This window comes from Williamsia sp. Y712, from assembly GCF_059445525.1.
Map to the genome: position 1 here is coordinate 2,353,550 of NZ_JCAIUN010000001.1, position 21,958 is coordinate 2,375,507.

At 65.5% G+C, this 21,958-nt stretch carries 23 protein-coding genes and 1 pseudogene; 18 read left to right on the forward strand and 6 right to left on the reverse strand.

The window, feature by feature from the left end:
• Positions 1-14: 14 nt before the first annotated feature.
• The gene (locus AC1D75_RS10690; protein ID WP_495515209.1) at positions 15-197 is read right to left on the reverse strand and encodes a hypothetical protein; all 183 of its coding nucleotides are present in this window, start codon (positions 195-197) and stop codon (positions 15-17) included.
• A gap of 173 nt (positions 198-370) precedes the next feature.
• On the opposite strand from AC1D75_RS10690, the gene typA reads away from it, so the two are divergent.
• The 6 genes and pseudogenes from typA to AC1D75_RS10720 all read left to right on the forward strand — a co-directional run bounded on the left by typA (position 371) and on the right by AC1D75_RS10720 (position 7,760).
• Entirely contained in the window at positions 371-2,281 is a 1,911-nt protein-coding gene (gene typA, locus AC1D75_RS10695) for a translational GTPase TypA (protein WP_495515210.1), read from the forward strand.
• Between the two features lie 106 nt (positions 2,282-2,387).
• The gene (locus AC1D75_RS10700; protein ID WP_495515211.1) at positions 2,388-4,289 is read left to right on the forward strand and encodes an ABC transporter family substrate-binding protein; all 1,902 of its coding nucleotides are present in this window, start codon (positions 2,388-2,390) and stop codon (positions 4,287-4,289) included.
• Between the two features lie 18 nt (positions 4,290-4,307).
• Positions 4,308-5,180 (forward strand): N-acetyl-1-D-myo-inositol-2-amino-2-deoxy-alpha-D-glucopyranoside deacetylase, encoded by an 873-nt coding sequence (gene mshB, locus AC1D75_RS10705; protein ID WP_495515212.1) that lies wholly within the window; start codon positions 4,308-4,310, stop codon positions 5,178-5,180.
• Positions 5,180-5,590 (forward strand): hypothetical protein, encoded by a 411-nt coding sequence (locus AC1D75_RS10710; RefSeq protein ID WP_495515213.1) that lies wholly within the window; start codon positions 5,180-5,182, stop codon positions 5,588-5,590. Before mshB ends, AC1D75_RS10710 begins: the two co-directional genes overlap by 1 nt.
• A 95-nt stretch (positions 5,591-5,685) precedes the next feature.
• Positions 5,686-6,987 (forward strand): annotated as a pseudogene (cofG, locus tag AC1D75_RS10715) (7,8-didemethyl-8-hydroxy-5-deazariboflavin synthase CofG); the annotation flags it as partial.
• A 17-nt stretch (positions 6,988-7,004) separates the two neighbouring features.
• Positions 7,005-7,760 (forward strand): hypothetical protein, encoded by a 756-nt coding sequence (locus tag AC1D75_RS10720; protein ID WP_495515214.1) that lies wholly within the window; start codon positions 7,005-7,007, stop codon positions 7,758-7,760.
• Between the two features lie 10 nt (positions 7,761-7,770).
• On the opposite strand, the gene AC1D75_RS10725 is transcribed toward AC1D75_RS10720, so the two are convergent.
• Together AC1D75_RS10725 and AC1D75_RS10730 are read right to left on the reverse strand one after the other, a co-directional pair.
• Positions 7,771-8,154, reverse strand: a complete 384-nt coding sequence (locus AC1D75_RS10725; RefSeq protein ID WP_495515215.1) for a rhodanese-like domain-containing protein — start codon at positions 8,152-8,154, stop codon at positions 7,771-7,773.
• A 52-nt stretch (positions 8,155-8,206) separates the two neighbouring features.
• Entirely contained in the window at positions 8,207-8,749 is a 543-nt protein-coding gene (locus AC1D75_RS10730) for a cysteine dioxygenase (protein WP_495515216.1), read from the reverse strand.
• Between the two features lie 355 nt (positions 8,750-9,104).
• Between AC1D75_RS10730 and fdxA the strand changes: the two genes are divergently transcribed.
• From fdxA to AC1D75_RS10750, 4 genes are all read left to right on the forward strand, one after another.
• A complete protein-coding gene (fdxA, locus tag AC1D75_RS10735) occupies positions 9,105-9,431 on the forward strand; it encodes a ferredoxin (protein WP_331887121.1) in 327 nt (108 codons plus the stop codon).
• A gap of 8 nt (positions 9,432-9,439) precedes the next feature.
• The gene (gene dapC, locus AC1D75_RS10740) at positions 9,440-10,555 is read left to right on the forward strand and encodes a succinyldiaminopimelate transaminase (RefSeq protein ID WP_495515217.1); all 1,116 of its coding nucleotides are present in this window, start codon (positions 9,440-9,442) and stop codon (positions 10,553-10,555) included.
• Positions 10,556-10,680: 125 nt separating this feature from the next.
• Positions 10,681-11,607, forward strand: a complete 927-nt coding sequence (locus tag AC1D75_RS10745) for a multinuclear nonheme iron-dependent oxidase (RefSeq protein WP_495515218.1) — start codon at positions 10,681-10,683, stop codon at positions 11,605-11,607.
• A complete protein-coding gene (locus AC1D75_RS10750) occupies positions 11,585-12,058 on the forward strand; it encodes an SCO6045 C-terminal-like domain-containing protein (RefSeq protein ID WP_495515219.1) in 474 nt (157 codons plus the stop codon). Before AC1D75_RS10745 ends, AC1D75_RS10750 begins: the two co-directional genes overlap by 23 nt.
• A gap of 53 nt (positions 12,059-12,111) precedes the next feature.
• Here AC1D75_RS10750 and AC1D75_RS10755 read toward each other — a convergent pair whose 3' ends face one another.
• Together AC1D75_RS10755 and dapD are read right to left on the reverse strand one after the other, a co-directional pair.
• Positions 12,112-12,342 (reverse strand): hypothetical protein, encoded by a 231-nt coding sequence (locus tag AC1D75_RS10755; RefSeq protein ID WP_495515220.1) that lies wholly within the window; start codon positions 12,340-12,342, stop codon positions 12,112-12,114.
• A 62-nt stretch (positions 12,343-12,404) separates the two neighbouring features.
• Complete coding sequence (dapD, locus tag AC1D75_RS10760; RefSeq protein ID WP_495515221.1) at positions 12,405-13,355, reverse strand: 2,3,4,5-tetrahydropyridine-2,6-dicarboxylate N-succinyltransferase; 951 nt, start codon at positions 13,353-13,355, stop codon at positions 12,405-12,407.
• Positions 13,356-13,469: 114 nt separating this feature from the next.
• Here dapD and AC1D75_RS10765 point away from each other — a divergent pair, with 114 nt between their 5' ends.
• A complete protein-coding gene (locus AC1D75_RS10765; RefSeq protein WP_495515222.1) occupies positions 13,470-14,144 on the forward strand; it encodes a helix-turn-helix domain-containing protein in 675 nt (224 codons plus the stop codon).
• Here AC1D75_RS10765 and AC1D75_RS10770 read toward each other — a convergent pair.
• A complete protein-coding gene (locus AC1D75_RS10770; RefSeq protein ID WP_495515223.1) occupies positions 14,126-14,536 on the reverse strand; it encodes a VOC family protein in 411 nt (136 codons plus the stop codon). The genes AC1D75_RS10765 and AC1D75_RS10770 overlap by 19 nt on opposite strands.
• An 88-nt stretch (positions 14,537-14,624) precedes the next feature.
• Here AC1D75_RS10770 and dapE point away from each other — a divergent pair, with 88 nt between their 5' ends.
• The 7 genes from dapE (at position 14,625) to AC1D75_RS10805 (ending at position 21,944) form a co-directional block, all read left to right on the forward strand.
• The gene (dapE, locus tag AC1D75_RS10775) at positions 14,625-15,737 is read left to right on the forward strand and encodes a succinyl-diaminopimelate desuccinylase (protein ID WP_495516041.1); all 1,113 of its coding nucleotides are present in this window, start codon (positions 14,625-14,627) and stop codon (positions 15,735-15,737) included.
• A gap of 62 nt (positions 15,738-15,799) precedes the next feature.
• Positions 15,800-16,579: an LOG family protein gene (locus AC1D75_RS10780; protein ID WP_495515224.1), complete on the forward strand. Its 780-nt coding sequence runs from the start codon at positions 15,800-15,802 to the stop codon at positions 16,577-16,579.
• The gene (locus AC1D75_RS10785; RefSeq protein WP_495515225.1) at positions 16,576-17,115 is read left to right on the forward strand and encodes an LOG family protein; all 540 of its coding nucleotides are present in this window, start codon (positions 16,576-16,578) and stop codon (positions 17,113-17,115) included. Before AC1D75_RS10780 ends, AC1D75_RS10785 begins: the two co-directional genes overlap by 4 nt.
• A 155-nt stretch (positions 17,116-17,270) precedes the next feature.
• Positions 17,271-18,989: a long-chain-acyl-CoA synthetase gene (locus AC1D75_RS10790; RefSeq protein WP_495516042.1), complete on the forward strand. Its 1,719-nt coding sequence runs from the start codon at positions 17,271-17,273 to the stop codon at positions 18,987-18,989.
• Between the two features lie 130 nt (positions 18,990-19,119).
• Positions 19,120-19,932, forward strand: a complete 813-nt coding sequence (gene folP, locus AC1D75_RS10795; protein WP_495516043.1) for a dihydropteroate synthase — start codon at positions 19,120-19,122, stop codon at positions 19,930-19,932.
• The gene (locus tag AC1D75_RS10800) at positions 19,929-20,945 is read left to right on the forward strand and encodes a glucosyl-3-phosphoglycerate synthase (protein WP_495515226.1); all 1,017 of its coding nucleotides are present in this window, start codon (positions 19,929-19,931) and stop codon (positions 20,943-20,945) included. The genes folP and AC1D75_RS10800 overlap by 4 nt, the downstream gene beginning before the upstream one ends.
• Before the next feature lie 132 nt (positions 20,946-21,077).
• Entirely contained in the window at positions 21,078-21,944 is an 867-nt protein-coding gene (locus tag AC1D75_RS10805) for an SDR family oxidoreductase (protein WP_495515227.1), read from the forward strand.
• The last annotated feature ends 14 nt before the right edge of the window (positions 21,945-21,958 follow it).

Genomic DNA, 21,958 nt, shown 5'->3' on the forward strand with positions numbered 1-21,958 from the left:
GGCGGTGGTGACGCTCAGGCGGCGCGCGTTCGAACTTTTTTGAGGGCTTTGGTCAGCTCTTTGTTCGATAGGCCCGCAGAGGAGTATTTTTGCATCTTGTGGATGACCACGGGGCAGCGAAGACAGCGGGTTGAACTGCGGCAGCACTTCTTTTTCGGCTTCATATCGCAGACGTCTGCCGCCTTCTTCTTGCCCATGTATCCGCCTTCCAAAGGTCCCGCACCTAGTGGAAAGTTAGGTTAGCACCACCTTAATTTGAGGGCTTCAGTGGTTGTGACGCCGCTCTCATTGCGGGACCACGTATCCTTGAGTGGTTTGAGCACCAGGCTCGACTGTTTTGACATGCCCACTTCACGTCCGGAGAACTTCAGTGACTTCTGCCCCCAATTTCCGCAACGTTGCGATCGTTGCGCACGTCGACCACGGGAAAACGACCCTGGTTGATGCGATGCTGCGGCAATCGGGAGTGTTCGAGGAACGCGCGGAACTCGTCGACCGGGTCATGGACTCGGGCGACCTCGAGCGCGAGAAGGGCATCACCATTCTCGCGAAGAACACCGCGGTGCACCGTCGGCAGCCTGACGGCACCGAGGTTGTCATCAACGTGATCGACACCCCCGGCCACGCCGACTTCGGTGGTGAGGTCGAGCGCGGCCTGTCGATGGTCGATGGCGTTGTGCTGCTGGTCGACGCTTCCGAGGGTCCGCTGCCGCAGACGCGTTTCGTGCTGCGCAAGGCCCTGGCCGCGTCGCTGCCCGTCATCCTGGTGGTCAACAAGACCGACCGTCCCGACGCCCGCATCGCCGAGGTCGTCGAGGAGAGTCACGACCTGCTGCTCGACCTGGCATCGGATGTCGACGACGAGGCCGCCGCGGCCGCCGAGCTCGCACTCGATCTGCCGGTCCTCTACGCCTCGGGGCGTGCGGGTGTCGCCAGCACGGTCGCTCCTGAGAACGGTCAGGTCCCGGATGCCGAGAACCTCGACGCACTGTTCGATGTGCTGCTGTCGTACGTGCCCGCCCCCAAGGGTGATCTCGACGCACCGCTGCAGGCCCACGTCACCAACCTCGACGCCTCGGCGTTCCTTGGCCGTCTCGCGCTGGTCCGCCTGTACGCAGGCACCTTGAGGAAGGGCCAGACCGTGGCCTGGCTGCGCGAGGTCAACGGCGAGCCCGTCACCGAGCGCGCCAAGATCACCGAGCTCCTGATCACCGTCGGCGTCGCGCGGACGCCCGCCGAGACCGCCGTCGCCGGCGACATCGTCGCCGTTGCCGGTATGCCGGACATCATGATCGGCGACACCCTCACCGACGTCGACCACCCGGTCGCCCTGCCGAGGATCACGGTCGACGAGCCTGCCATCTCGGTGACGATCGGCACCAACACCTCGCCGCTGGTCGGCCGCGTCAAGGGCCACAAGCTCACCTCGCGCATGGTCAAGGACCGCCTCGACAGCGAGCTGATCGGTAACGTCTCGCTGCGCGTCCTCGACATCGGTCGTCCGGATGCCTGGGAGGTCCAGGGTCGTGGTGAGCTCGCGCTGGCCATCCTCGTCGAGCAGATGCGTCGCGAAGGCTTCGAGCTGACCGTCGGCAAGCCCCAAGTGGTCACCAAGCAGGTCGACGGCAAGCTGCACGAACCGTTCGAGCACCTGACCATCGACGTCCCCGAGGAGTACCTCGGCGCGGTCACGCAGCTGCTGGCCGCCCGCAAGGGCCGCATGGGCGACATGGCCAACCACGGCAGTGGCTGGGTCCGCATGGAGTTCGTCGTCCCCTCGCGTGGCCTGATCGGTTTCCGTACCGACTTCCTCACCGAAACCCGCGGAACCGGTATCGCCAACGCCGTGTTCGAGGGCTACGGCCCGTGGGCCGGCGAGATCCGTGCCCGTCACACCGGTTCGCTGGTCTCCGACCGAGCGGGAACGGTCACCCCGTTCGCGATGATCCAGCTCGCCGATCGCGGAACGTTCTTCGTCGAGCCGGGCGCCGACACCTACGAGGGCATGGTCGTGGGTATCAACCCGCGTATGGAAGACCTCGACATCAACGTCACCAAGGAGAAGAAGCTGACCAATATGCGTCAGTCCTCCGCCGACGTGATGGAGACGCTCGCCAAGCCCATCAAGCTCGAACTCGAAGCTGCGATGGAGTTCTGTACCGACGACGAGTGCGTCGAGGTCACCCCTGAGGTGGTCCGGGTGCGCAAGGTCAATCTCGACTCCAACACCCGCGCCCGCGAGCGGTCCAAGGCGAAGTCTCGTAACCAGAGCGTGAGCTAGCAGGGACGCCATCGGCGGTCGAGTACCGACCGCCGATGGCCGACTGATCTTGACCGGCGGACAGAGGAATCGAGTTTTGGGTAGACGACGGACAACAGCGACTTCGATGGCCGCGGTCGCGCTGTCCTGCCTGCTGTTTCTGACAGCTTGTGTCGCCGATCCGCCGCCGCCGGTTCAGCAGACGAACTCGGTGCCACCGGAGCCCGCGGAGCCTTCGGGCCGGGTGCTGTACGTGGCCACCGACTCGATCGGCAACGGGTTCAACCCGCATCTGGCCGCCGATCAGTCGGCGGTCACCACGGCGGTGGCGGCGATGACCCTGCCGAGTTCGTTCCGGCCGACAGCGCAGGACGGCCGGGTCGAATGGCTGATGGACGAGGCGTTGCTGACCAGCGCCGAGGTCACCGGTACCGACCCGTTCGCGGTCACCTACAAAATCCACGAGGACGCGCAGTGGTCGGATGGATTGCCGATCACCGCAGAGGATTTCATCTATCTCTGGCAGCAGATGTCCCGGCAACCCAACGTGAGCGCACCGGCCGGCTACCGCATGATCACCGACGTCCGCAGCTCGGCGGGCGGCAAAGAGGTCACCGCGACCTTCGCGGCGCCGTACCCGGCCTGGCGTGAACTGTTCAACGACCTGCTGCCCTCGCACGTCCTCAAAGGCGCACCCGGTGGTTTCCAGACCGGCATGGACAGCGGTTTCCCGGCCTCCGGAGGGCCCTTCACGATCAGCGGCATCGATCACAGCCGTGACGAGGTCCGGCTGATCCGCAACGACAGGTTCTGGCTGACACCGGCCGGTGTCGACCGGATGACATTGCGCCGCGCGGGCACCACCAGCCAACTGGCTGATTCGATGCGCTCCGGCGACACCCGGGTCGTGGCGGTCAGCGCAGGCGAGGCACTCGGGGCCACTCTCGGCAGTATCGGTGGCGTACTCACCGGCCGCGTCGCGCAATCCCGGACCCTGGGCATCACACTCAACACCCGCACGGAGTCGATGGCGAACATCGACCTGCGCCGTGCGGTTCTGGGAACCATCGACACGGCCCTGGTGACCTTCGCCGCCGCCGACGACACCGAGGTGCTCCCGGACACCAACTCCGTCTACGCGCCGTCCGACCCGGGTTACTACCCGGTGCCGCGCCCGGTGGTTGCCCCCGAGCAGATCGAAGGATGGCTGGCCGCCGCGGGATACCGGCGCGGCCCGGCGACGCCGGAACCCGATCCGCCCACATCTTCGGGCGCACCGAGCACCAGTGCAGCCCCCACGACCACGACGACCACCACCGAGGTGACATCGACGACCGCGCCGAGCGATCTGCCGACACTGCCTGCCGGCACACAGCCGGTCGAGCAGGAGGACGGGCAGCCGCTGGTGGTCCGGGTCGGATCGGTCACCGGAGATCCTCGGACGGGCGCTGCGGCAGCCAACATCGTCGACCAGCTGAACCGTGCGGGAATTCGCGCCACGACTATCGCGATGTCGACCGCCGAGTTGTACAGCTCGAGCCTGACCGGCGGAGATGTCGATCTGGTGGTTGGCTGGAGCCGGGCCGGTGAATCACCGGCCACCGCGCTCGCGTCGAACACCGAATGTCTGAGCACCGAAGAATCCGCCGAGACGAGTGCATCGCCGGACTCGGGCGACGAGCCGTCGAACACGTCGGCCGCGGAGCCATCCGCCACCTCTTCGCAGGCCCCCACATCGAAGACCGAAGAGGCCGAACGCAGCGAACCGCGTTACACGAGCAATGTCTCGGGCCTGTGTGACCCCGAATTGCAGGTGATCGCGACCCGCGCCATCTCGGCGGAAGATCCGGCCGAGGACCTGCGAACCGCTCAGCGCCTGCTCGATGAACGCTCCGTGTATCTGCCGGTGTACCAAGATGTTCTGACCACCGCCGTCTCTCCTCTTGTCGCCGGCGTCCCGGTCACGGGTCCGGTGCAGACCGGCATCTACGGTGACTCCGCCCTCTGGCGCCAGCAGACCGGTAACTGAAAGCGAACCCGAAATCCCATGAATCGTCTGTTGCTCATTCATGCCCACCCGGATGACGAGACCATCACCACCGGCGGCACCATCGCCACGTATCTCGACGCCGGCGCCGAGGTCACCGTCGTCACCTGCACGCTGGGGGAGGAGGGCGAGGTGATCGGTGACCGGTGGAGTGGACTGGTCGCCGACGGCGGTGCCGATCAGCTCGGTGGCTACCGGATCATGGAGCTGACCGACGCGTTGGCCGAACTGAGCCCCGATCCGTTCGCCCCGGTGGAACCGAAGTTCCTCGGTGGTGCCGGTCGCTGGCGCGACTCCGGGATGTCGGGCGCACCATCGAACGAGCACGAGCGTGCCTTCATCGCCGCGGGCGCCGAGAAGCCGGCGCAGGTGCTGGCCGACCTGATCCGCGAGCTGCGTCCACAGGTGGTCGTCGGATACGACCCCGTTGGCAGTTACGGTCATCCCGACCACATCCAGGTCCATGCCATCGCTCACGCGGCCGTCGAACTAGCGGCCACCGGTGAGCAGGGCTGGTCGGTGTCGAAGCTCTACTGGACCGTCACCGAGAAGTCCGCACTCGAGGAGGGCCTGGCAGCGGCGGTGGCGCGGGTGCCGAAGGGTTGGCGGATGCCGGAGCCGGGGGAGCTGCCCAGTCACCCGGATGCGGAGATCACCACCGCCATCGACGTCCGCGAGGTCTACGATCGCAAGGTGCGGGCGCTGAGCGCCCATGCAACGCAGGTGACCGTATCCGCGTCGGGCACCGAATATGCGCTGTCGAACAACATCATCCAGCCGATTTTTGCCGAGGAACACTTCATGCTGGTCGCCGGGGAGCAGGGACCGACCGATGAGTCCGGGCGGGAAACAGATCTCTTCGGTGGTCTGTGATGGCCTCGACGTGGTGGCGCTGGGCCCTGCTGGGTCTGCTGTGGGTCGACGGCTTCTTGGTCGGAGTTCTGGCCCTCGCGTTTCTGCCGCTACACATCGGGTCGGTTCCGTTCCCCATCAGCGCGGTGCTCGCGGCGATCGCCAACTACATCCTGTTGTGGTGCAGCGCCACCCTGGTTGAAGGGTTCGCCCGCTTCGGCGCACTGATCGCCTTCATGATCGCGTTCTTTGTGTTGGCCGCAGGAGGTCCCGGAGGGGACATCGTGGTGCCGCAGGATCTGACGGTGTTCTTGCTACTCGGCCTGGGTCTGGTGGTGCCGGTGTTCGCCGCGTTTGCCGGCATGCTGCCCGACCCCGAGTCGGACGCCACGGCCACTCCGAAGCCGGTGGTGAAGGGGTCGGGGGAATGATCCGGCGCCGATGACGCATTATCTAAAGGGTGACCTCCAAGATCCCCGAAGCTCTCGCTGCCACACCGGATCGGACGCTGCTGCCTGATCCGGCCATGCCGCCGCGCGTCACCGGAGCCACGGAGGAGGTGCGCCCTGATGGCGATGCGATCCGACAGGTGCTCGCCCAGGTGGGCGAGGGCATCGAACTCGATGTCGACCGGGCTGCGACCCTGCTCGCGGCCCGCGGGGACGAACTCTCCGCACTCTGCGCGATCGCGGCGGATATCCGTGACGCCGGGCTGATCGCCGAAGGCCGCGAGCGTCAGATCAGCTACTCGCGCAAGGTGTTCATCCCGCTCACCCGCCTGTGTCGGGACCGGTGCCACTACTGCACGTTCGTCACGGTGCCGGGCAAGCTCGCCCGCGACGGCCACGGCATGTACCTGGAGATCGAGGAAGTACTCGAGATCGCCCGCAGCGGTGCCGAGATGGGTTGCAAAGAAGCGTTGTTCACACTCGGTGACCGTCCGGAGGAGCGCTGGCCGGAAGCCCGGCAATGGCTCACCGAGCGCGGGTACACCTCGACGCTCGACTATGTGCGGGCCGCCTCGATCCGGGTGCTCGAGGAGACGGGGCTGCTGCCGCATCTCAATCCCGGTGTGATGAGTGCCGACGAAATGGCGCTCCTCAAACCGGTTGCACCCTCGATGGGCATGATGCTCGAGACCACCGCGCGCCGACTCTTCACCGACAAGGGCAACGCGCACTACGGCAGCCCCGACAAAGACCCCGAGGTCCGCAAGCAGGTGCTCATCGACGCGGGCCGGCTCTCGGTCCCGTTCACCACGGGAATCCTCGTCGGCATCGGGGAGAACCTCACCGAACGTGCTGATTCTCTGATCGAGTTGCACAAGGTGCAGAACACTTTTGGCAACATCCAGGAAGTGATCGTCCAGAATTTCCGGGCCAAACCCGATACCGCGATGCGCGGCGTCGCCGATGCCGAGTTCGACGAGTTCCTGGCAGCGGTCGCGGTGGCCCGGATCATCCTGGGCCCAGGAATGCGGATTCAGGCCCCTCCGAATCTGGTGTCGCCTGCCGAATGTGCGGCGCTGGTCGGCGCCGGCGTGGACGATTGGGGTGGGGTGTCACCACTGACCCCCGACCACGTCAATCCCGAACGGCCCTGGCCCCATCTGGATTCGCTGGCAAAGATGACCGCCGAGACCGGTTATGTCCTGACCGAACGTGTTGCGGCCCAACCGAGATACGTCTTGGCAGGCGCCCCATGGATCGACGAGCGGATCAGCGGTCACGTGTGGGCACTGGCCGACCCGGTGACCGGGTTGGCTGCCGATGTACTCCCGACCGGTCGTCCCTGGAGCGAATCGGGCGACGACCGGGAGCCGGTCGGCGAAGGTCTGCATACCGCATGAAACTTCCGCTGCCGCCCGTGAAAGCACTCTCGGACAACGATGTTGCGCGCATGCTCTACCAGACCACCGGAGTGGTCGATCTACTCCTCGATGTGGTCGACAGTGATCCGTTCGGCATCAAAGGGCGAACGTTCGATGGTGCGCAGCGGCAGTCGGAGGAATCAGACCGGGCGCTGGTCGCCAAGGCCATCGGCACCATCGACGGACCACTGGTGTGGGCAGCCGATGCCACCGGATTGCCGGGTACCGCGAAGTGGTCCGACTGGACGCCGGACCAGCGTCGCGATTGGTGGATCGGCCGGGTCGGGGCCATCACAACGGCCGGAGTCGCGTACCCGGGTGTCTTCGGTGCGCTGGTGAACCGCTTGCCGATTCAGACCGTGCTCGGATTCGGCCACCAGGCGATCCTGCTGTGTGCGGTCGCCCGCGCCTACGGCGTCGACGACCGGTATCGGCAGACCGACCTGCTGGCCGAAGTTCTGTGCCGTCGGACCCTTAACTCGCGGACGCTGCTGACCGGCGAGACCGAAGAACTCGATCGCAGCGCCGAAAACGATGCGCTCGTGAAGGAGCTGTGGACCGGTCTCGAGAAATCGCGTGCGGTGCTCGGTGAACTGGAGCGGCGGCCGTCGTCGAAACAGCCATGGCGACTGCTGTCCGGACTTCCGCTGGTCGGTGCGGTCGCCAGCTATATCGGGGAGTCCGGCGCTCTCCGGCGGGCATCGGATGCCGTTGTCCGCGAGGTCGTTTGACGTTCGATCGCTAGATTCCGTCGATACCCGCGGCGACCAGCGCCTCGTACCCACCGATCACGTCGGTGGCGCGGTGCAGTCCGAGTAGTTGCAACGACGCCGCGGCCAGACTCGACGTATAACCCTGCGAACAGATCACGACCCACGGGACGTCGTGGTCGACGGCTTCGGGGATCCGCGCATCGGAGGCCGGGTCGAGACGCCATTCCAGGACGTTGCGCTCGATCACCAGTGCACCGTCGAACTCACCTTCGGCGGCCCGCTGCGCAGCCGGCCGGATGTCGACGACCAGTGCGCCGCCGGAGAGTGCCGCCGGTAGATCCGGGGCGCTGATCCGGTCGAGACCGGCGCGGGCCCGGAGGAGGAGATCGTCGATGGTGGTCACAGAGCTCATGCTGCCCCACCGTCGGTGAGAGCGGTCTTCGTGCGGCGAAGTGACTGCACACTCATGCCGCGCCGCCGTCGGTGAGAACCGTCTTGGTCCGGCGAAGTGACTGGGCGTCGGTGACCTCGTAGTAGGACATCGCGGTCAGCGGCGGGGAGTACGCGTGGACGCTCAGGGTGGGTTCGCTGGTGACCGGGAGGTTCGGATTGCGGACCACGTCGTGCACCCAGCCGAGCGGGAATGAGGCCTGATCACCCTCGTCGAGTGTGCGGGCCCGCAGTTGGTTCCCGGTCCAGCGGTACTCGGTCAGCGCGCCCGAGAGCACGGTCAGCGCGCCGAGTGAGCCGGCATGGTCGTGCAGATCCGTCGACTCGTCAGGGGTCCAGCTGATCAACCAGACGTCGACGTCGTCGTCGTAGTGCAGTCGCGTGGCCCAGCGGTTCTCGCGATCCCAGCGTTTCGGCAAGAGGTGGTCGTAGGTGCCGTCGAGCACGTCGGAGGCACTTTGATCTGTCAGACGGAGCAGATCAGCCGGTCGCAGTCGCGTCGGCAGGTGGTGGTTGGGCAATCCGGCAGCAGACGGCCGGGACAAGGTGGAAGTCATGCGGTGTTGGACTCCTGGACGTGGTTCGAATGAGGGGAGGAGAGGTTGCGGTCAGCAACAACACATTCGGTTCCACTGGAGATTCGGTCGCACGGTCACGCTCACCACAGTGCCTTTTGAACGTGTTTCGGTCCAGATTTAGGCCCCCTCTGATTTGAACCGACGCCCGTCGACGGGTGGCGAACACCGTCGCCCCGGTACAGAGGCGGTGGGGCCGGTTTTGACTTGGAATCGGCGACCCGGATACTGGAAGGCGACAAGCGGGCAGCCGTCGTCCTTCGAGTCGCCAGGCATGCCCGCTTTTGAGCGCGTACAGCCCACGCGCACCGAACTGAATGATGAGGAGGGGTTGTCGGTGACATACATCATCGCTGAGCCTTGCGTTGACGTCCTGGACAAGGCCTGCGTGGAGGAATGCCCCGTCGACTGCATCTACGAGGGTGAACGGATGCTCTACATCCAGCCCGACGAGTGCGTCGACTGTGGTGCCTGCGAACCGGTGTGCCCGGTCGAGGCGATCTTCTACGAAGACGATGTGCCCGACGAGTGGGAGCCGTACGTGAACGCCAACGTCGATTTCTTCGACGATCTCGGTTCCCCGGGTGGTGCCAGCAAACTGGGCAAGGTCGCGTACGACTCGCCGTTTGTGAAGGCACTGCCACCCATGAACACCGAGGAATGACACCACCGATGACGTCGATGCGGGGGCGGACCCCGGTGTCGTCGCGGTTGCCCGTGTTTCCGTGGGACACCCTCGCCGACGCCAAGGAGCGTGCCGGCAGGCATCCCGGCGGCATTGTCGATCTGTCGGTCGGTACCCCGGTCGATCCGGTGGACCCGCTGATTCGCGACGCGCTGTACGCGGCATCGGATTTCCCCGGCTACCCGGTCACCATCGGTACCGCCAGGGTCCGGACCGCGGCCTGCGAATCGTTGGCGCGACGGCACGGCGTCACCGGGCTCGACAACTCGATGATCCTGCCGGTGATCGGCACCAAAGAGGTCATCGCCGGTTTGCCCGCCACGCTGGGTATCGGTGCCGGTGACGACGTGGTCATCCCGGAAATCGCCTATCCGACATACGAGGTCGGCGCGTTGCTGGCAGGCGCTCGACCGGTTCGGGCCGATTCCCTGACCCAGCTCGGACCGAGCACGCCCGCGCTCATCTATCTGAACTCGCCGTCCAATCCCACCGGCAAGGTGCTGCCCGTCGAGCATCTGCGCAAGGTGGTGCAGTGGGCGCGCGAACGCGGCACGATCGTCGTCTCCGACGAGTGCTACCTGGGCCTGGCCTGGGATGCAGAGCCGGTGTCGATCCTCGATCCACGGGTCACCGACGGCGATTTCACCGGGTTGCTGGCCGTTCACTCGCTGTCGAAGACCTCGAACCTGGCGAGCTACCGGGCCGGTTTCCTTGCCGGAGACCCGGCGCTGATCGGTGAACTGCTCGCAGTCCGCAAGCATGCGGGCCTGATCGTGCCGTTCCCCGTGCAGGGTGCGATGGCTGCGGCACTGGACGACGACACCCACACCGCAGCGCAGCGTGAGCGTTACCGGGCCCGACGCGAGATCCTGCGCGCGGCCGTACTCGGTGCCGGACTGCGCATCGACGAATCGGCGGCAGGCCTGTATCTCTGGGCCACCCGCGATGAAGACAGTCGCGCCACGGTCGACTGGCTGGCCGATCGGGGCATCCTGGCGGCGCCGGGTGACTTCTACGGACCGCGTGGCACCAAACACGTCCGGTTGGCGCTCACCGCGACCGACGAACGGATCGCTGCGGCGGCCGAGCGACTGTCCGCCTGACCTGCGTAGTTCCCACTTGTTACGAATCTGAGGCCATTCCGTCACCCCGGAACGCCAACTTTCGGAGAAGCTGTGTCAACGGCTGATGGAGCTTCGAAATTGTCAGCGGTACAACGGATTTGAAAGTGGCCGCCGCTGTCCACTCCCTACGGGTGGGAGGCGGGGTCATGGCCACACAGATCGCCGGTTCGTCGATTGCCTGGCGCGCTCCGATAGCCGCGACACTGGGCGGTCTGGCAGCGTCGGGAACGCTCCATTTCACCGAGGTCGTCGCTGAGAACGTGAGACCCGGCGCCCTGCCCGAATCGCTGCTCGCCCTGCGTGATCAGGGTGTTGTGGTCATTCCGCACGGTGTGGGTCTCGGCCTCGCAGGTGCCGACCTCCCCGATGCCGGCCGGCTGGCCCGGCTGCGTGATCTGGCCCGCGAACTCGGTGCGCCGCTGGTCAGCGAACACATCGCCTTTGTGCGGGCCGCCGATACCCCCGACCCGGTGCACGGCGACGTCCTCGAAGCCGGTCACCTCCTGCCGGCGCCGCGCACTCGCGGCGCACTGACCGTGCTGTGCGACAACATTTCCCGCGCACAAGATGTCCTGGGCGTGCCCCTCGCACTGGAGAACATCGCCGCTCTGATCAGTTGGCCGGAAGACGAATTCGACGAGCCGGAGTACCTGACAGAAGTCGTGCGACGGACCGGGGCGTCCCTCGTCCTCGACGTGGCGAACCTGTTTGCCTGCGCGGTTGCCTTTCGCAGCGATCCGGCCGCGCAACTCGACCGATTTCCGTTGGCGGCCATCGCCTATGTGCACGCCGCCGGTGGTTGCTACCGGGAGGGCAGATACATCGACACGCATGCTGATCACATGGTGGATGACGTGGTCGACCTGCTCTCGGCATTTATCGACGGTTGCCGGCTGCGGGGTTTGTCGGTACCGGGCATCCTGCTTGAACGCGACGGTGCGGTAACGGAATCGGCAGTGATGGCCGACCTGGAAGTGATCAACCGAGTTCTCGAGAAGGGTCGGGTCGATGCACACACAATCCGCGCTTGAGGAGGCCAGGGCATCGCTCGCGAAGCGCCAGCGCGAGGTCGTCGGCGATCTATTGGCGGGGCGGGTACCGAGTGGATTCGACTCGGTCGGGTCTGCACTCACCAGCGATATCCTCACCGGCAAACGCGCCTCGTCGGCGCTGCGGGCCGGACCGCAACTCGCGGAACTGCATATGTGGCGCACCTGGTTTCGGCGTTATTCGCATGAGTCTCCCGTCCGTGGGTGTGCGCACGACGACGTCGCCGCCTTCACGCGCTGGCTGGAAGCCTGCAGCGACCTCGACCGGCGCACGCGTGATTGGCTCGCGGTGGAACGGGTCTACAACAGCACCCGCCGTTGGGCCTGGGTCCGTCACCGCGGTCGACGTGAACTGATCGTCGGAATCGGTTCGAGAACAAGGGTTTTTGCTGTTACACAACCAAGAGAAGGTGATAGGGAGGGATTGTCATGACCGCATTGGTGATTGTCCTGGCGCTGCTGGGTCTGATCGGTTTGTTCATCAGGTCAGTTGTCGCGACCGCGCAGAATAGCGGGCAGCCACAACGACGCCGACGTACCAGGGCGTCCGGCAGCAGTGATTCCTTCGGCGGCGACAGTGGGGCGTCGGGGAGCAGTTGTGGTGGTGGCAGCAGTTGCGGCGGCGGCAGTTGTGGTGGTGGCGGGGGATGCGGAGGCGGAGGTGGTGGCTGCTGACTCCCGCGTCGTCCGGTCGGCCGCCGAGACACCCGAGTTCACTCCGCCCACCGGCAATTGCCGGTGGGCGGAGTGGATTCCGAGCGGATATTCGTTCGCAGCGATCAGTTGGCGTGCAGGATGGCGTTGAGCTCGATGCCGTCGCCCTTCCACGGCACGACCTCGACGGCACCGGTGGTGCTGTTGCGGCGGAACAGCAGGTTGCTCTTGCCGGAGAGGTCACGCGCCTTGATGACGGTGCCGTCCGGGCCGGTGACCTTGCTGCCCGCGGTGACGTAGAGGCCGGCCTCGATGACGCAGTCGTCGCCGAGTGCGATGCCACAGCCGGAGTTGGCGCCGAGCAGGCAGCGCTTGCCCAGGGAGATGATCTCTTTTCCGCCGCCGGACAGGGTGCCCATCGTCGAGGCGCCGCCACCGACATCGGAGCCGTCGCCGACGATGACACCGGCCGAGATGCGGCCCTCGATCATCGACGCACCCAGGGTGCCGGCGTTGAAGTTCACAAAGCCCTCATGCATGACGGTGGTGCCCTCGGCGAGATGTGCTCCGAGGCGCACCCGGCCGGCGTCGGCGATCCGAACTCCGCTCGGCACAACGTAATCGACCATGCGCGGGAACTTGTCGATACCGTTGACGGTCACCTGGCCGCGGGCCTTGAGCTTGGCCCGGGTCACCTCGAACCCTTCGACGGCGCACGGACCGAAATTGGTCCACACGACGTTCGACAGTTTCCCGAAGACACCATCCATGTTGAGGCCGTGGGGGATGACCAGCCGGTGCGAGAGCAGGTGCAGACGCAGGTACGCATCGTGGGCGTCGGCCGGGGCGTCGGCGAGCACGATGGACGTGCGGACGGCAACGGTCCGCACACCGCGGTCGGCGTCGGTGCCCACCAGCGAGGTCAGTTCGGCGGGGGTCTCGTCGGCGGCGAGCTCGGTGGTCCCGGACGCGGACTGCTCACCCAGCTCGGGTGAGGGGTACCAGGTGTCGAGCACTGCGCCCGAGTCGGTGATGGTGGCGATGCCGATTGCGGAGGCTCCAGATGCATTGGTCACGCGCAGGAGTTTACGCGTGGCATCTGGTGGCGGGATACTGGAGAGCATGTCGGCGGAGACGCAGCGGAGCGGAGCTCGACCGGTGGTTGCCGTTTCCGTAGTGACCTACGAGGAATGGCGATCGACGCTGGTCCCGGCGACGGTGTGGTCGCGGACCGGTGGATCCGAGGTGGCGGAGATCTTGCGGACGGCTGCATGGACCTGATCTGGACACCCGGTGGGTTGCTCGTCGCCGGCCCGGATACGTCTCCGATGGCCGCGTCCGGCGCCGATGAGATGGTGGCGCTGCGTTTTGATCCCGGAATCGCGCCGCTTGTTCTCGGTTGCGCCGCAGATGAATTGGTGAACAGGCGGATCGCGCTGGCCGACCTTGTCGGAGCCGGTCCGGCCCGCCGCCTGCACCAGCGGGTGGCGGATTCCGCCGATCGGGCCGCCGAATTGCAACGTCATGCGGCCGCCGAACTCGATGTGAGGCCACCGCCACGCTGGTTGCAACCGGCCACGGCGCTGTTGGTGGCGGGCGCCCCGGTCACGCAGGTGGCGCAGCGGATCGACGCCAGTCCCCGCCAGCTGCAACGCTGGTCGCGACATCACTACGGTTTCGGCGCCAAGTCGTTGCAGCGGATCCTGCGGGTCAACGTTGCGATGGCGCGGATTCGCGGCGGCCACGCTCTCTCAGACACCGCACACCACTGCGGATACGCGGATTATGCCCACATGTTCCGCGAGTTCCGGGCGGTGACGCACCGATCACCGACGGAGTTCGGTGATCAGCCGAGTGCGGCGTAGAAGTCGACGCCGTTGCCGTTCGGGTCCTGGACGGACGCATACCGCTGACCCCAGAAAGCGTCGAATGGTTCGAGTTCTCCGGTATGACCGGCTGCGGTCAACGCTGCGTATCTGGCGTCGACCTCCGACGGGCCGGAGCACTCGAAGGCCAGGGATATGCGCTGGCCGCCGGCAGCAGCCGACCAGCCCGGATTGAACGTGGCCACACTGGCCGCGGTGTCGAAGAGGATCCGGAACCCGCCGGCGGCAGTGGTCTCGGCGTGCGGGGCGGCGTCGGCGTCGGCGGGGAAGTCGAGGCCGCAAGCGCGGTAGAACGCCAGTGTCGCGGCCATGTCGTCGACAACGATCGAGATCGCGTTGAGGGTCGGCACAGGTGATGTGGAAGACGTCATGGCATCGACGTTATCTGTGGCTGCGGTGACGAGTCATGAACATTTCGGACATCAGGGGACTCGTGACCGCCATGGGTCGGCGACTACGGTGTTCACCGTGACCACCCCAGCCCTGGACCTGCATGCCGATCCGATCGACCTGACGGCAGCGCTTGTCGACATCGCCAGCGAGAGCCACGACGAGGCCGCGATCGCCGATGCGGTCGAGGCGGCGCTGCGGGAGCAGACCAAGGGTTTTGAGGTGCTCCGCCACGGCAACCGCGTTCTGGCGCGAACGAACCGCGGTCTCGATCGGCGCGTGGTGCTCGCCGGACACCTCGACACAGTCCCCATCGCCGACAACGTGCCGAGTCGGCGCGAGCACAACAGCCCCGAAGGCGATGTGCTCCATGGCTGCGGAACGGTCGACATGAAATCCGGCAACGCGGTCTTCCTGCATCTGGCGGCCACGCTCGATGAACCGACCGCCGACCTCACCTTGATCTTCTACGACTGCGAGGAGATCGCGGCCAAGTACAACGGCCTGGGATTCATCGAACGCGAGCTGCCCGACTGGCTCGTGGGCGACGTCGCGATCCTCGGTGAGCCGACGGCCGGTCAGATCGAGGCCGGCTGCCAGGGCACCCTGAGGGCGCGCCTGACCGCATCGGGCACCCGCGCGCATTCGGCCCGTTCGTGGTTGGGGGACAACGCCATCCACAAACTCGGTTCGGTATTGCAGACGATGGCCGACTACTCGCCGCGCTGGGTCGACATCGACGGATGCGAGTATCGCGAGGGCCTGTCCGCGGTCCGCATCGACGGCGGGGTCGCAGGCAACGTGGTGCCCGACGCGGCGAGCGTGGACGTCAATTTCCGGTTCGCGCCGGACCGCTCGGTGGAACAGGCCACGGCGCACGTTCGTGAAGTCTTCGCCGCCGCAATCGATTCAGGTGCCGTCACCTTTGAGATCACCGACGCGGCCGGCGGTGCGCTTCCGGGGTTGTCGAATCCGGCGGCCGCGAAGCTGGTTGCCGCGGCAGGCGGCCGGTTCCGCGCGAAGTACGGATGGACCGATGTCTCGCGGTTCTCTGCGCTGGGTATCCCGGCGGTCAATCTCGGGCCCGGTGACCCGAACCTTGCGCACAAGCGCGACGAGCGGGTGCCCACCGCGCAGATCACCGAGGTGACCGACATCTTGCGGCGGTACCTGCTCGGCTGAGGTCGGCTGCGCCGAGCTTGCCTGTCGGACGCGACGCATTGCACATTGCTAGCGTCTTTGTCATGGCACCTCCTGATCGCGACACCCGGCTGAGTTATCGCGGAGCAGCGCGGATCCGCGAAGATCCGTCCTCCCCAACCCAGACCACCGATCAGCGTTTGCTGAGGTCGGCGGACTCTGCGCGTGATCCCTGGCGGGTGCTGCGCATCCAGTCCGAGTTCGTCGAGGGTTTCGACAACATGTCGACGGTGCCGCCTGCCGTCACGGTGTTCGGGTCGGCCAGGACCGCGCGCGACACCCCGTACTACAACCTGGGCCGTGAACTCGGTGCCGCGCTGGCCGAGGCCGGATATCCGGTGATCACCGGCGGTGGACCGGGCCTGATGGAGGCGGTCAACCGGGGTGCCTGCGAGAACGAGGGACTGTCCATCGGTTTGGGCATCGAGCTCCCGTTCGAGCAGGTGCTGAACGAGTGGGTCGATCTCGGGGTCAACTTCCGATATTTCTTCGTCCGCAAGACGATGTTCGTGAAGTATGCGAAGGCCTTCGTCTGTCTGCCGGGCGGCTTCGGCACGCTCGACGAGCTGTTCGAGGCGCTCACGCTGGTACAGACCCGCAAGGTCACCCAGTTCCCGATCGTGTTGCTGGGCACCGAGTTCTGGGGACCACTGCTCGACTGGATCAAGGGAACGCTGACCGAACAGGGGTTTGTGTCAGTGGCGGACGTCGAGTTGCTGCAGGTGACCGACTCCGTCGCCGAAGCGGTGGAAATCGTCAAGGCGTCGCGGCAGCGGGAGCACGAGGTGCAGAAGCAGACCGGCACACCGGAGGACCAGGCATGAGCGCGATCTGCGTGTATTGCGCATCCGGCCCGGTCGCCGACCACCATCTGGCGTTGGCCACCGAACTGGGCACCGCACTCGGTGCGGGCGGGCACACGCTGGTCTCCGGTGGTGGCAACGTCTCGATGATGGGTGCGGTCGCCCACGCCACCCGCGCGGCCGGTGGACACACCATCGGAATCATCCCAATGGCGTTGGTGGAGAGGGAAGTAGCAGATGTCGACGCCGACGAGTTGGTGGTCACCGACACGATGCGCCAGCGCAAGCAGTTGATGGAGGACAAGGCCGACGCCTTCATCACGCTGCCCGGTGGCATCGGCACCCTGGAAGAGCTGTTCGAAACCTGGACCGCCGGATACCTCGGGATGCACACCAAACCGGTGGTACTGCTCGATCCCGACGGTCACTATGCGCCGCTGCTCGACTGGCTGGAGACCCTGATCGAATCGGGTTTCGTCTCGAGATCAGCGCTGGACCGATTGGTGCGGACCAAGACGGTGGCCGAGGCCCTGGCAGGTTGTGCGGTTCCTCTCTGATTATCTGTAACCTTCATCACCGGGGGCTTTACCGTGATAGTTCAGCGAGCACCCCGATAGTTGGGCCAGGACAAATCACGAGCATCGGAGCTTATGTGGTCAGCGAGAACCGGACCAGTGTTGGACTAGTCGACGTGGCCAGGGGCGCCGTTGCGATGGTCCCGGATCTTCCCGGGGTCATCCGGCATGCGCCTGGACTCGTTCTGCGACGGCCGAAGGCGCAGGGCACCATCGGCTCGGTCTTCAACAAAGTGGTCGCCAAGCACCCGGATCGTCCCTTCGTCCGGTTCGAGGGCGAGTCGATCACTTACCGTGAGGCAAACCGTCAGATCAATCGGTACGCAGACTTCCTCTCGGGCAAAGGTGTCGGTGTCGGCGATGTGGTCGGGGTCCTGGCCAAGAACCATCCGCAGACATTGATGGTGATGCTGGCGACGGTGAAACTCGGTGCGGTGGCCGGGATGCTCAACTACAACCAGCGTGGGCAGGTCCTGTCCCACAGCGTGGGGATCCTGGATGCGGTCGTGCTGGTGGTCGACCCGCAGGTGTCCGACGTGCTCGAATCCGTCGACAAGTCGGAACTACCCTCCGTCACAGTCGACTTCACCGAACTCGATGCGCAAGCAGAGGGTTTGAGCGAGAGCAATCCCGAGGTCACGGCCGAGCTCCCGGCGTCGACCAAGGCCTTCTACATCTTCACCTCCGGCACAACGGGTTTGCCGAAGGCCAGCATCATGTCGCACTACCGTTGGATGACGAGCATGGACGGTATCGGCGGGATGGGCGTGCGCCTCCGGCACACCGACACGATGTATTCGCCGCTGCCGCTCTATCACAACAATGCGCTGACGGTCGCGCTGTCATCGGTGCTGGCCTCTGGTGCCTGCCTGGCCATCGGCAAGTCGTTTTCGGCCTCGGGCTTCTGGGACGACGTCGAACTCAACGGGGCGACCGCGTTCTGCTATATCGGCGAGTTGTGCCGTTACCTGCTGGCGCAGCCGGAGAAGCCCACCGACGCCACCAACGGGATCAAGACCATTGTCGGCAACGGCATGCGTGCGGAGATCTGGGACGACTTCGCCAGGCGTTTCGGGATCGAACGGGTGGTTGAGTTCTACGGTGCCTCAGAGCTGAACCTGGCCTTCATCAATGTCTTCAACATCGACCGGACTGCCGGGTTCTGCCCGCTGCCGTTCAAGATCGTCGAATACGACCACGAGACCGGTGAACCCGCGCGGGACGCACAGGGCCGGCTGGCCAAGGTTGCCAAAGGTGAAGCGGGCCTGCTGATCTCGGAGATCTCGTCGAAGGTTCCGTTCGATGGGTACACCGACTCCGACGCGTCGAACAAGAAGATCATCACTGATGCCTTCAAATCCGGCGACCGCTGGTTCAACTCCGGTGATCTGGTCCGCGACCTCGGGATGAATCACATCGCATTCGTCGACCGTCTCGGCGACACCTTCCGCTGGAAGGGTGAGAACGTGGCAACCACCGAGATCGAGGCCGCGCTGGGTGGGGTCAGCTCGATCGACCATGTGGTGGTCTACGGCGTCGAGGTCCCCGGCTGCGACGGCAAAGCCGGGATGGCGGCCATCACCCTGCGCGACGGCGCGGAACTCGACCCGAAGGAATTGGGCACCTATCTGTACGAGCAGTTGCCGTCGTATGCGATTCCGCTGTTCGTCCGGGTCGTGCCGGAACTCGAACAGACGTCGACCTTCAAGAACCGAAAGGTCGAGCTTCGTGAACAGGGTTTCACCGATGTGGGCGATGACGATCTCTATGTTTTGACCGGACGTGCCGAAGGGTATGTCAAGTTCTACGATGACTATCCAAATGATGTCGCCGGAGCGAAAGTACCCAGAGGCTAGCTTGCGTCCCAGTGCTGCCGGGGCGGGTTCCGGCCCGCCCGGGACACCGACAACGGGGGCGCCGCTGCCGGAGGTCGCGGTGTCACCCACTCTGTGTGGCCGTCCGGTTGCCACTGATCGTGCGCTGGTCATGGCCATCGTCAACCGCACTCCGGATTCTTTCTATGACCGTGGCGCGAGCTTCACCGACGATGCCGCCAAGTCGCGGGTCGATCAGGTGGTCGCCGAGGGCGCCGACATCGTCGACATCGGGGGTGTCAAAGCCGGTCCGGGCGACCTCGTGGACGCTGCTGAAGAGATTCGGCGTGTGCTGCCGATGATCGCCTGGATCCGCGACGCGCACCCCGGCCTCATCATCAGCGTCGACACGTGGCGGGCCGATGTGGCCCGCGAGGCGGTTGCGGCGGGGGCGGACCTGATCAACGACACGTGGGCCGGAGCCGATCCCGACCTGGTGTCGGTGGCGGCAGAGCTGTCCGTCGGGATCGTCTGCTCGCATACCGGGGGTGCGGTCCCGCGTACCCGCCCGCACCGCGTGCGGTACCCCGATGTGGTCTCCGACGTCCTCGCCGAGGTGACCGGTGCCGCCGATCGAGCCCTCGCGGCGGGCGTGAATCGCGACTCAATTGTGATCGATCCGACTCACGATTTCGGCAAAAATACTCATCACGGGCTGACTTTGTTACGTCACGTGAACGTTCTCGTTAATACCGGTTGGCCTGTCCTGATGGCGCTCAGCAACAAGGATTTTGTAGGGGAGACTCTGGGTGTAGGCCTGGAAGATCGGTTGGAGGGGACTCTGGCCGCGACGGCACTGGCAGCCTCCTCGGGGGCCCGGGTGTTTCGCGTCCACGAGGTAGCCGCCACACGAAGGGTGGTCGACATGGTGGCCGCGATAGTGGGCACCAGGCCACCTGCCCGAACAGTAAGGGGTTTGGCATGACCGCTGGGAAGCAAGTCACCGGAAAAACCGAACGTGCATGGGCGCCGATCGCATCGGCACCGCAGGACTCACCTTCGGCCCGCTGGGCCGCCGACCACAGTTGGGACCGTCCTGACTGGACCGTCGAGGAACTTGTCGCGGCCAAGAACGGCCGCACCGTGTCGGTTGTACTGCCGGCATTGAACGAAGAAGACACCGTCGCGGACGTGATCGCCTCGATTCGCCCGCTGCTCGGCACCCTCGTCGACGAACTGATCGTGCTCGACTCCGGATCCACCGATGCCACCGCGGAGCGGGCGACCGCAGCGGGTGCTCGCGTTGTCAGCCGAGAAGAGGCTGTCCCGGAGATCGAACCCGTGCGTGGCAAGGGCGAGGTGCTCTGGCGTTCGCTGGCTGCGGCCACCGGCGACCTGATCGCATTTGTCGACTCCGATCTGATCGATCCCGATCCGATGTTCGTACCCAAGCTGCTCGGCCCACTTCTCATCAACCCCGAGATCCAGTTGGTGAAGGGGTTCTACCGTCGTCCGTTGCGCACCGGAGCGGGCGAGGACGCCAATGGGGGTGGCCGGGTCACCGAACTCGTCGCCCGCCCGCTGCTGGCCTCGTTCAAACCCGAACTGACCGCGGTGCTGCAGCCGCTGGGCGGGGAGTACGCAGGCACTCGCGAGTTGTTGTGTGCGGTGCCGTTCGCGCCCGGTTACGGCGTGGAGATCGGCCTGCTGGTCGACACCTATGACCGTTACGGCATGGCGGGCATCGGCCAGGTGAACCTGGGCGTTCGGACACACCGCAATCGTCCGCTGGTGGAGCTCGGAGTGATGAGCCGTCAGATCGTCGGCACGTTGATGGGTCGCTGCGGGATAGTCGATTCCGGCGTGGGCCTCACACAGTTCAAGATCCAGCCCGATGGCACCTTCATCCCGAAGACCACCGAAGTCCACCTGACCGATCGGCCGGCGATGAACACGCTGCGCCCACCGGTCCCTGTCCGTGGTCGCCGGGCTTCATAGCGCCCCAAAGACGAGCCGGTACCACGAAGGCGAGCCGCATTCATGCGGCTCGTCTTCGTGTATGTGGCGCGTATGCGGGCTTTGCGAGCTACCGTAGTTAGAACATGTTCTAGTTCTACGGGGAGTGGGTCGATGTCGGATTCAATGGTGGGTAAGTCAGTTCTGGTCACCGGTGGTGGCAGCGGGATCGGGGAGGGGATCGCGGCACTGCTCTATGAGCGCGGCGCGCAGGTCACCATCGTCGGCCGCGGAGCCGAGAGACTCGAGAGGGTGGCCGCCACGCTCAACGCGGGCGCCGGAAACGGCGCTGTGTTCGCGCACCCCGCGGACATCACGTCCGAGGAGCAGGTCGCCGGGGCGGTGGCCGCGGCAACGCAGCGTACCGGCCGCCTCGACGGGATCGTCGCCTGTGCCGGTGGCAGCGAAACCATCGGGCCGATCACCCAGATGGACACCGAGGCGTGGAAGCGAACCGTCGACCTCAATCTGAACGGCACGATGTTCACGATCAAACACGGTGCGCGCGAACTGGTTCGGGGCGGTGGCGGTTCCATCGTCGCGATCTCGTCGATCGCTGCGAGCAATACGCACCGATGGTTCGGTGCCTACGGGGTCACCAAGTCCGGGGTCGATCATCTGGTCGCGTTGGCCGCAGACGAATTGGGCGCGAGCAATGTTCGCGTCAACGGCATCCGCCCCGGACTGACGCGGACCGAGCTGGTCGGGCTCGTCACACAGGATCCCGCACTCAGTGAGGACTACCGGATCAGTACTCCGCTGCAGCGGGTGGGTGAGGTCGAGGATGTCGCTGGTCTGGCTCTGTTCTTGCTCGGCGCCGAATCGACCTGGATCACCGGGCAGGTGATCAATGTCGACGGCGGCCAGATGTTGCGTCGTGGGCCGGACTTCAGTTCGATGCTCGAACCACTCTTCGGCACTGAAGGATTGCGTGGCGTCGTCGACACCTCGACCATTTCAACAGATGCGGTGACCTCGTGACGTCCTATGAGGTG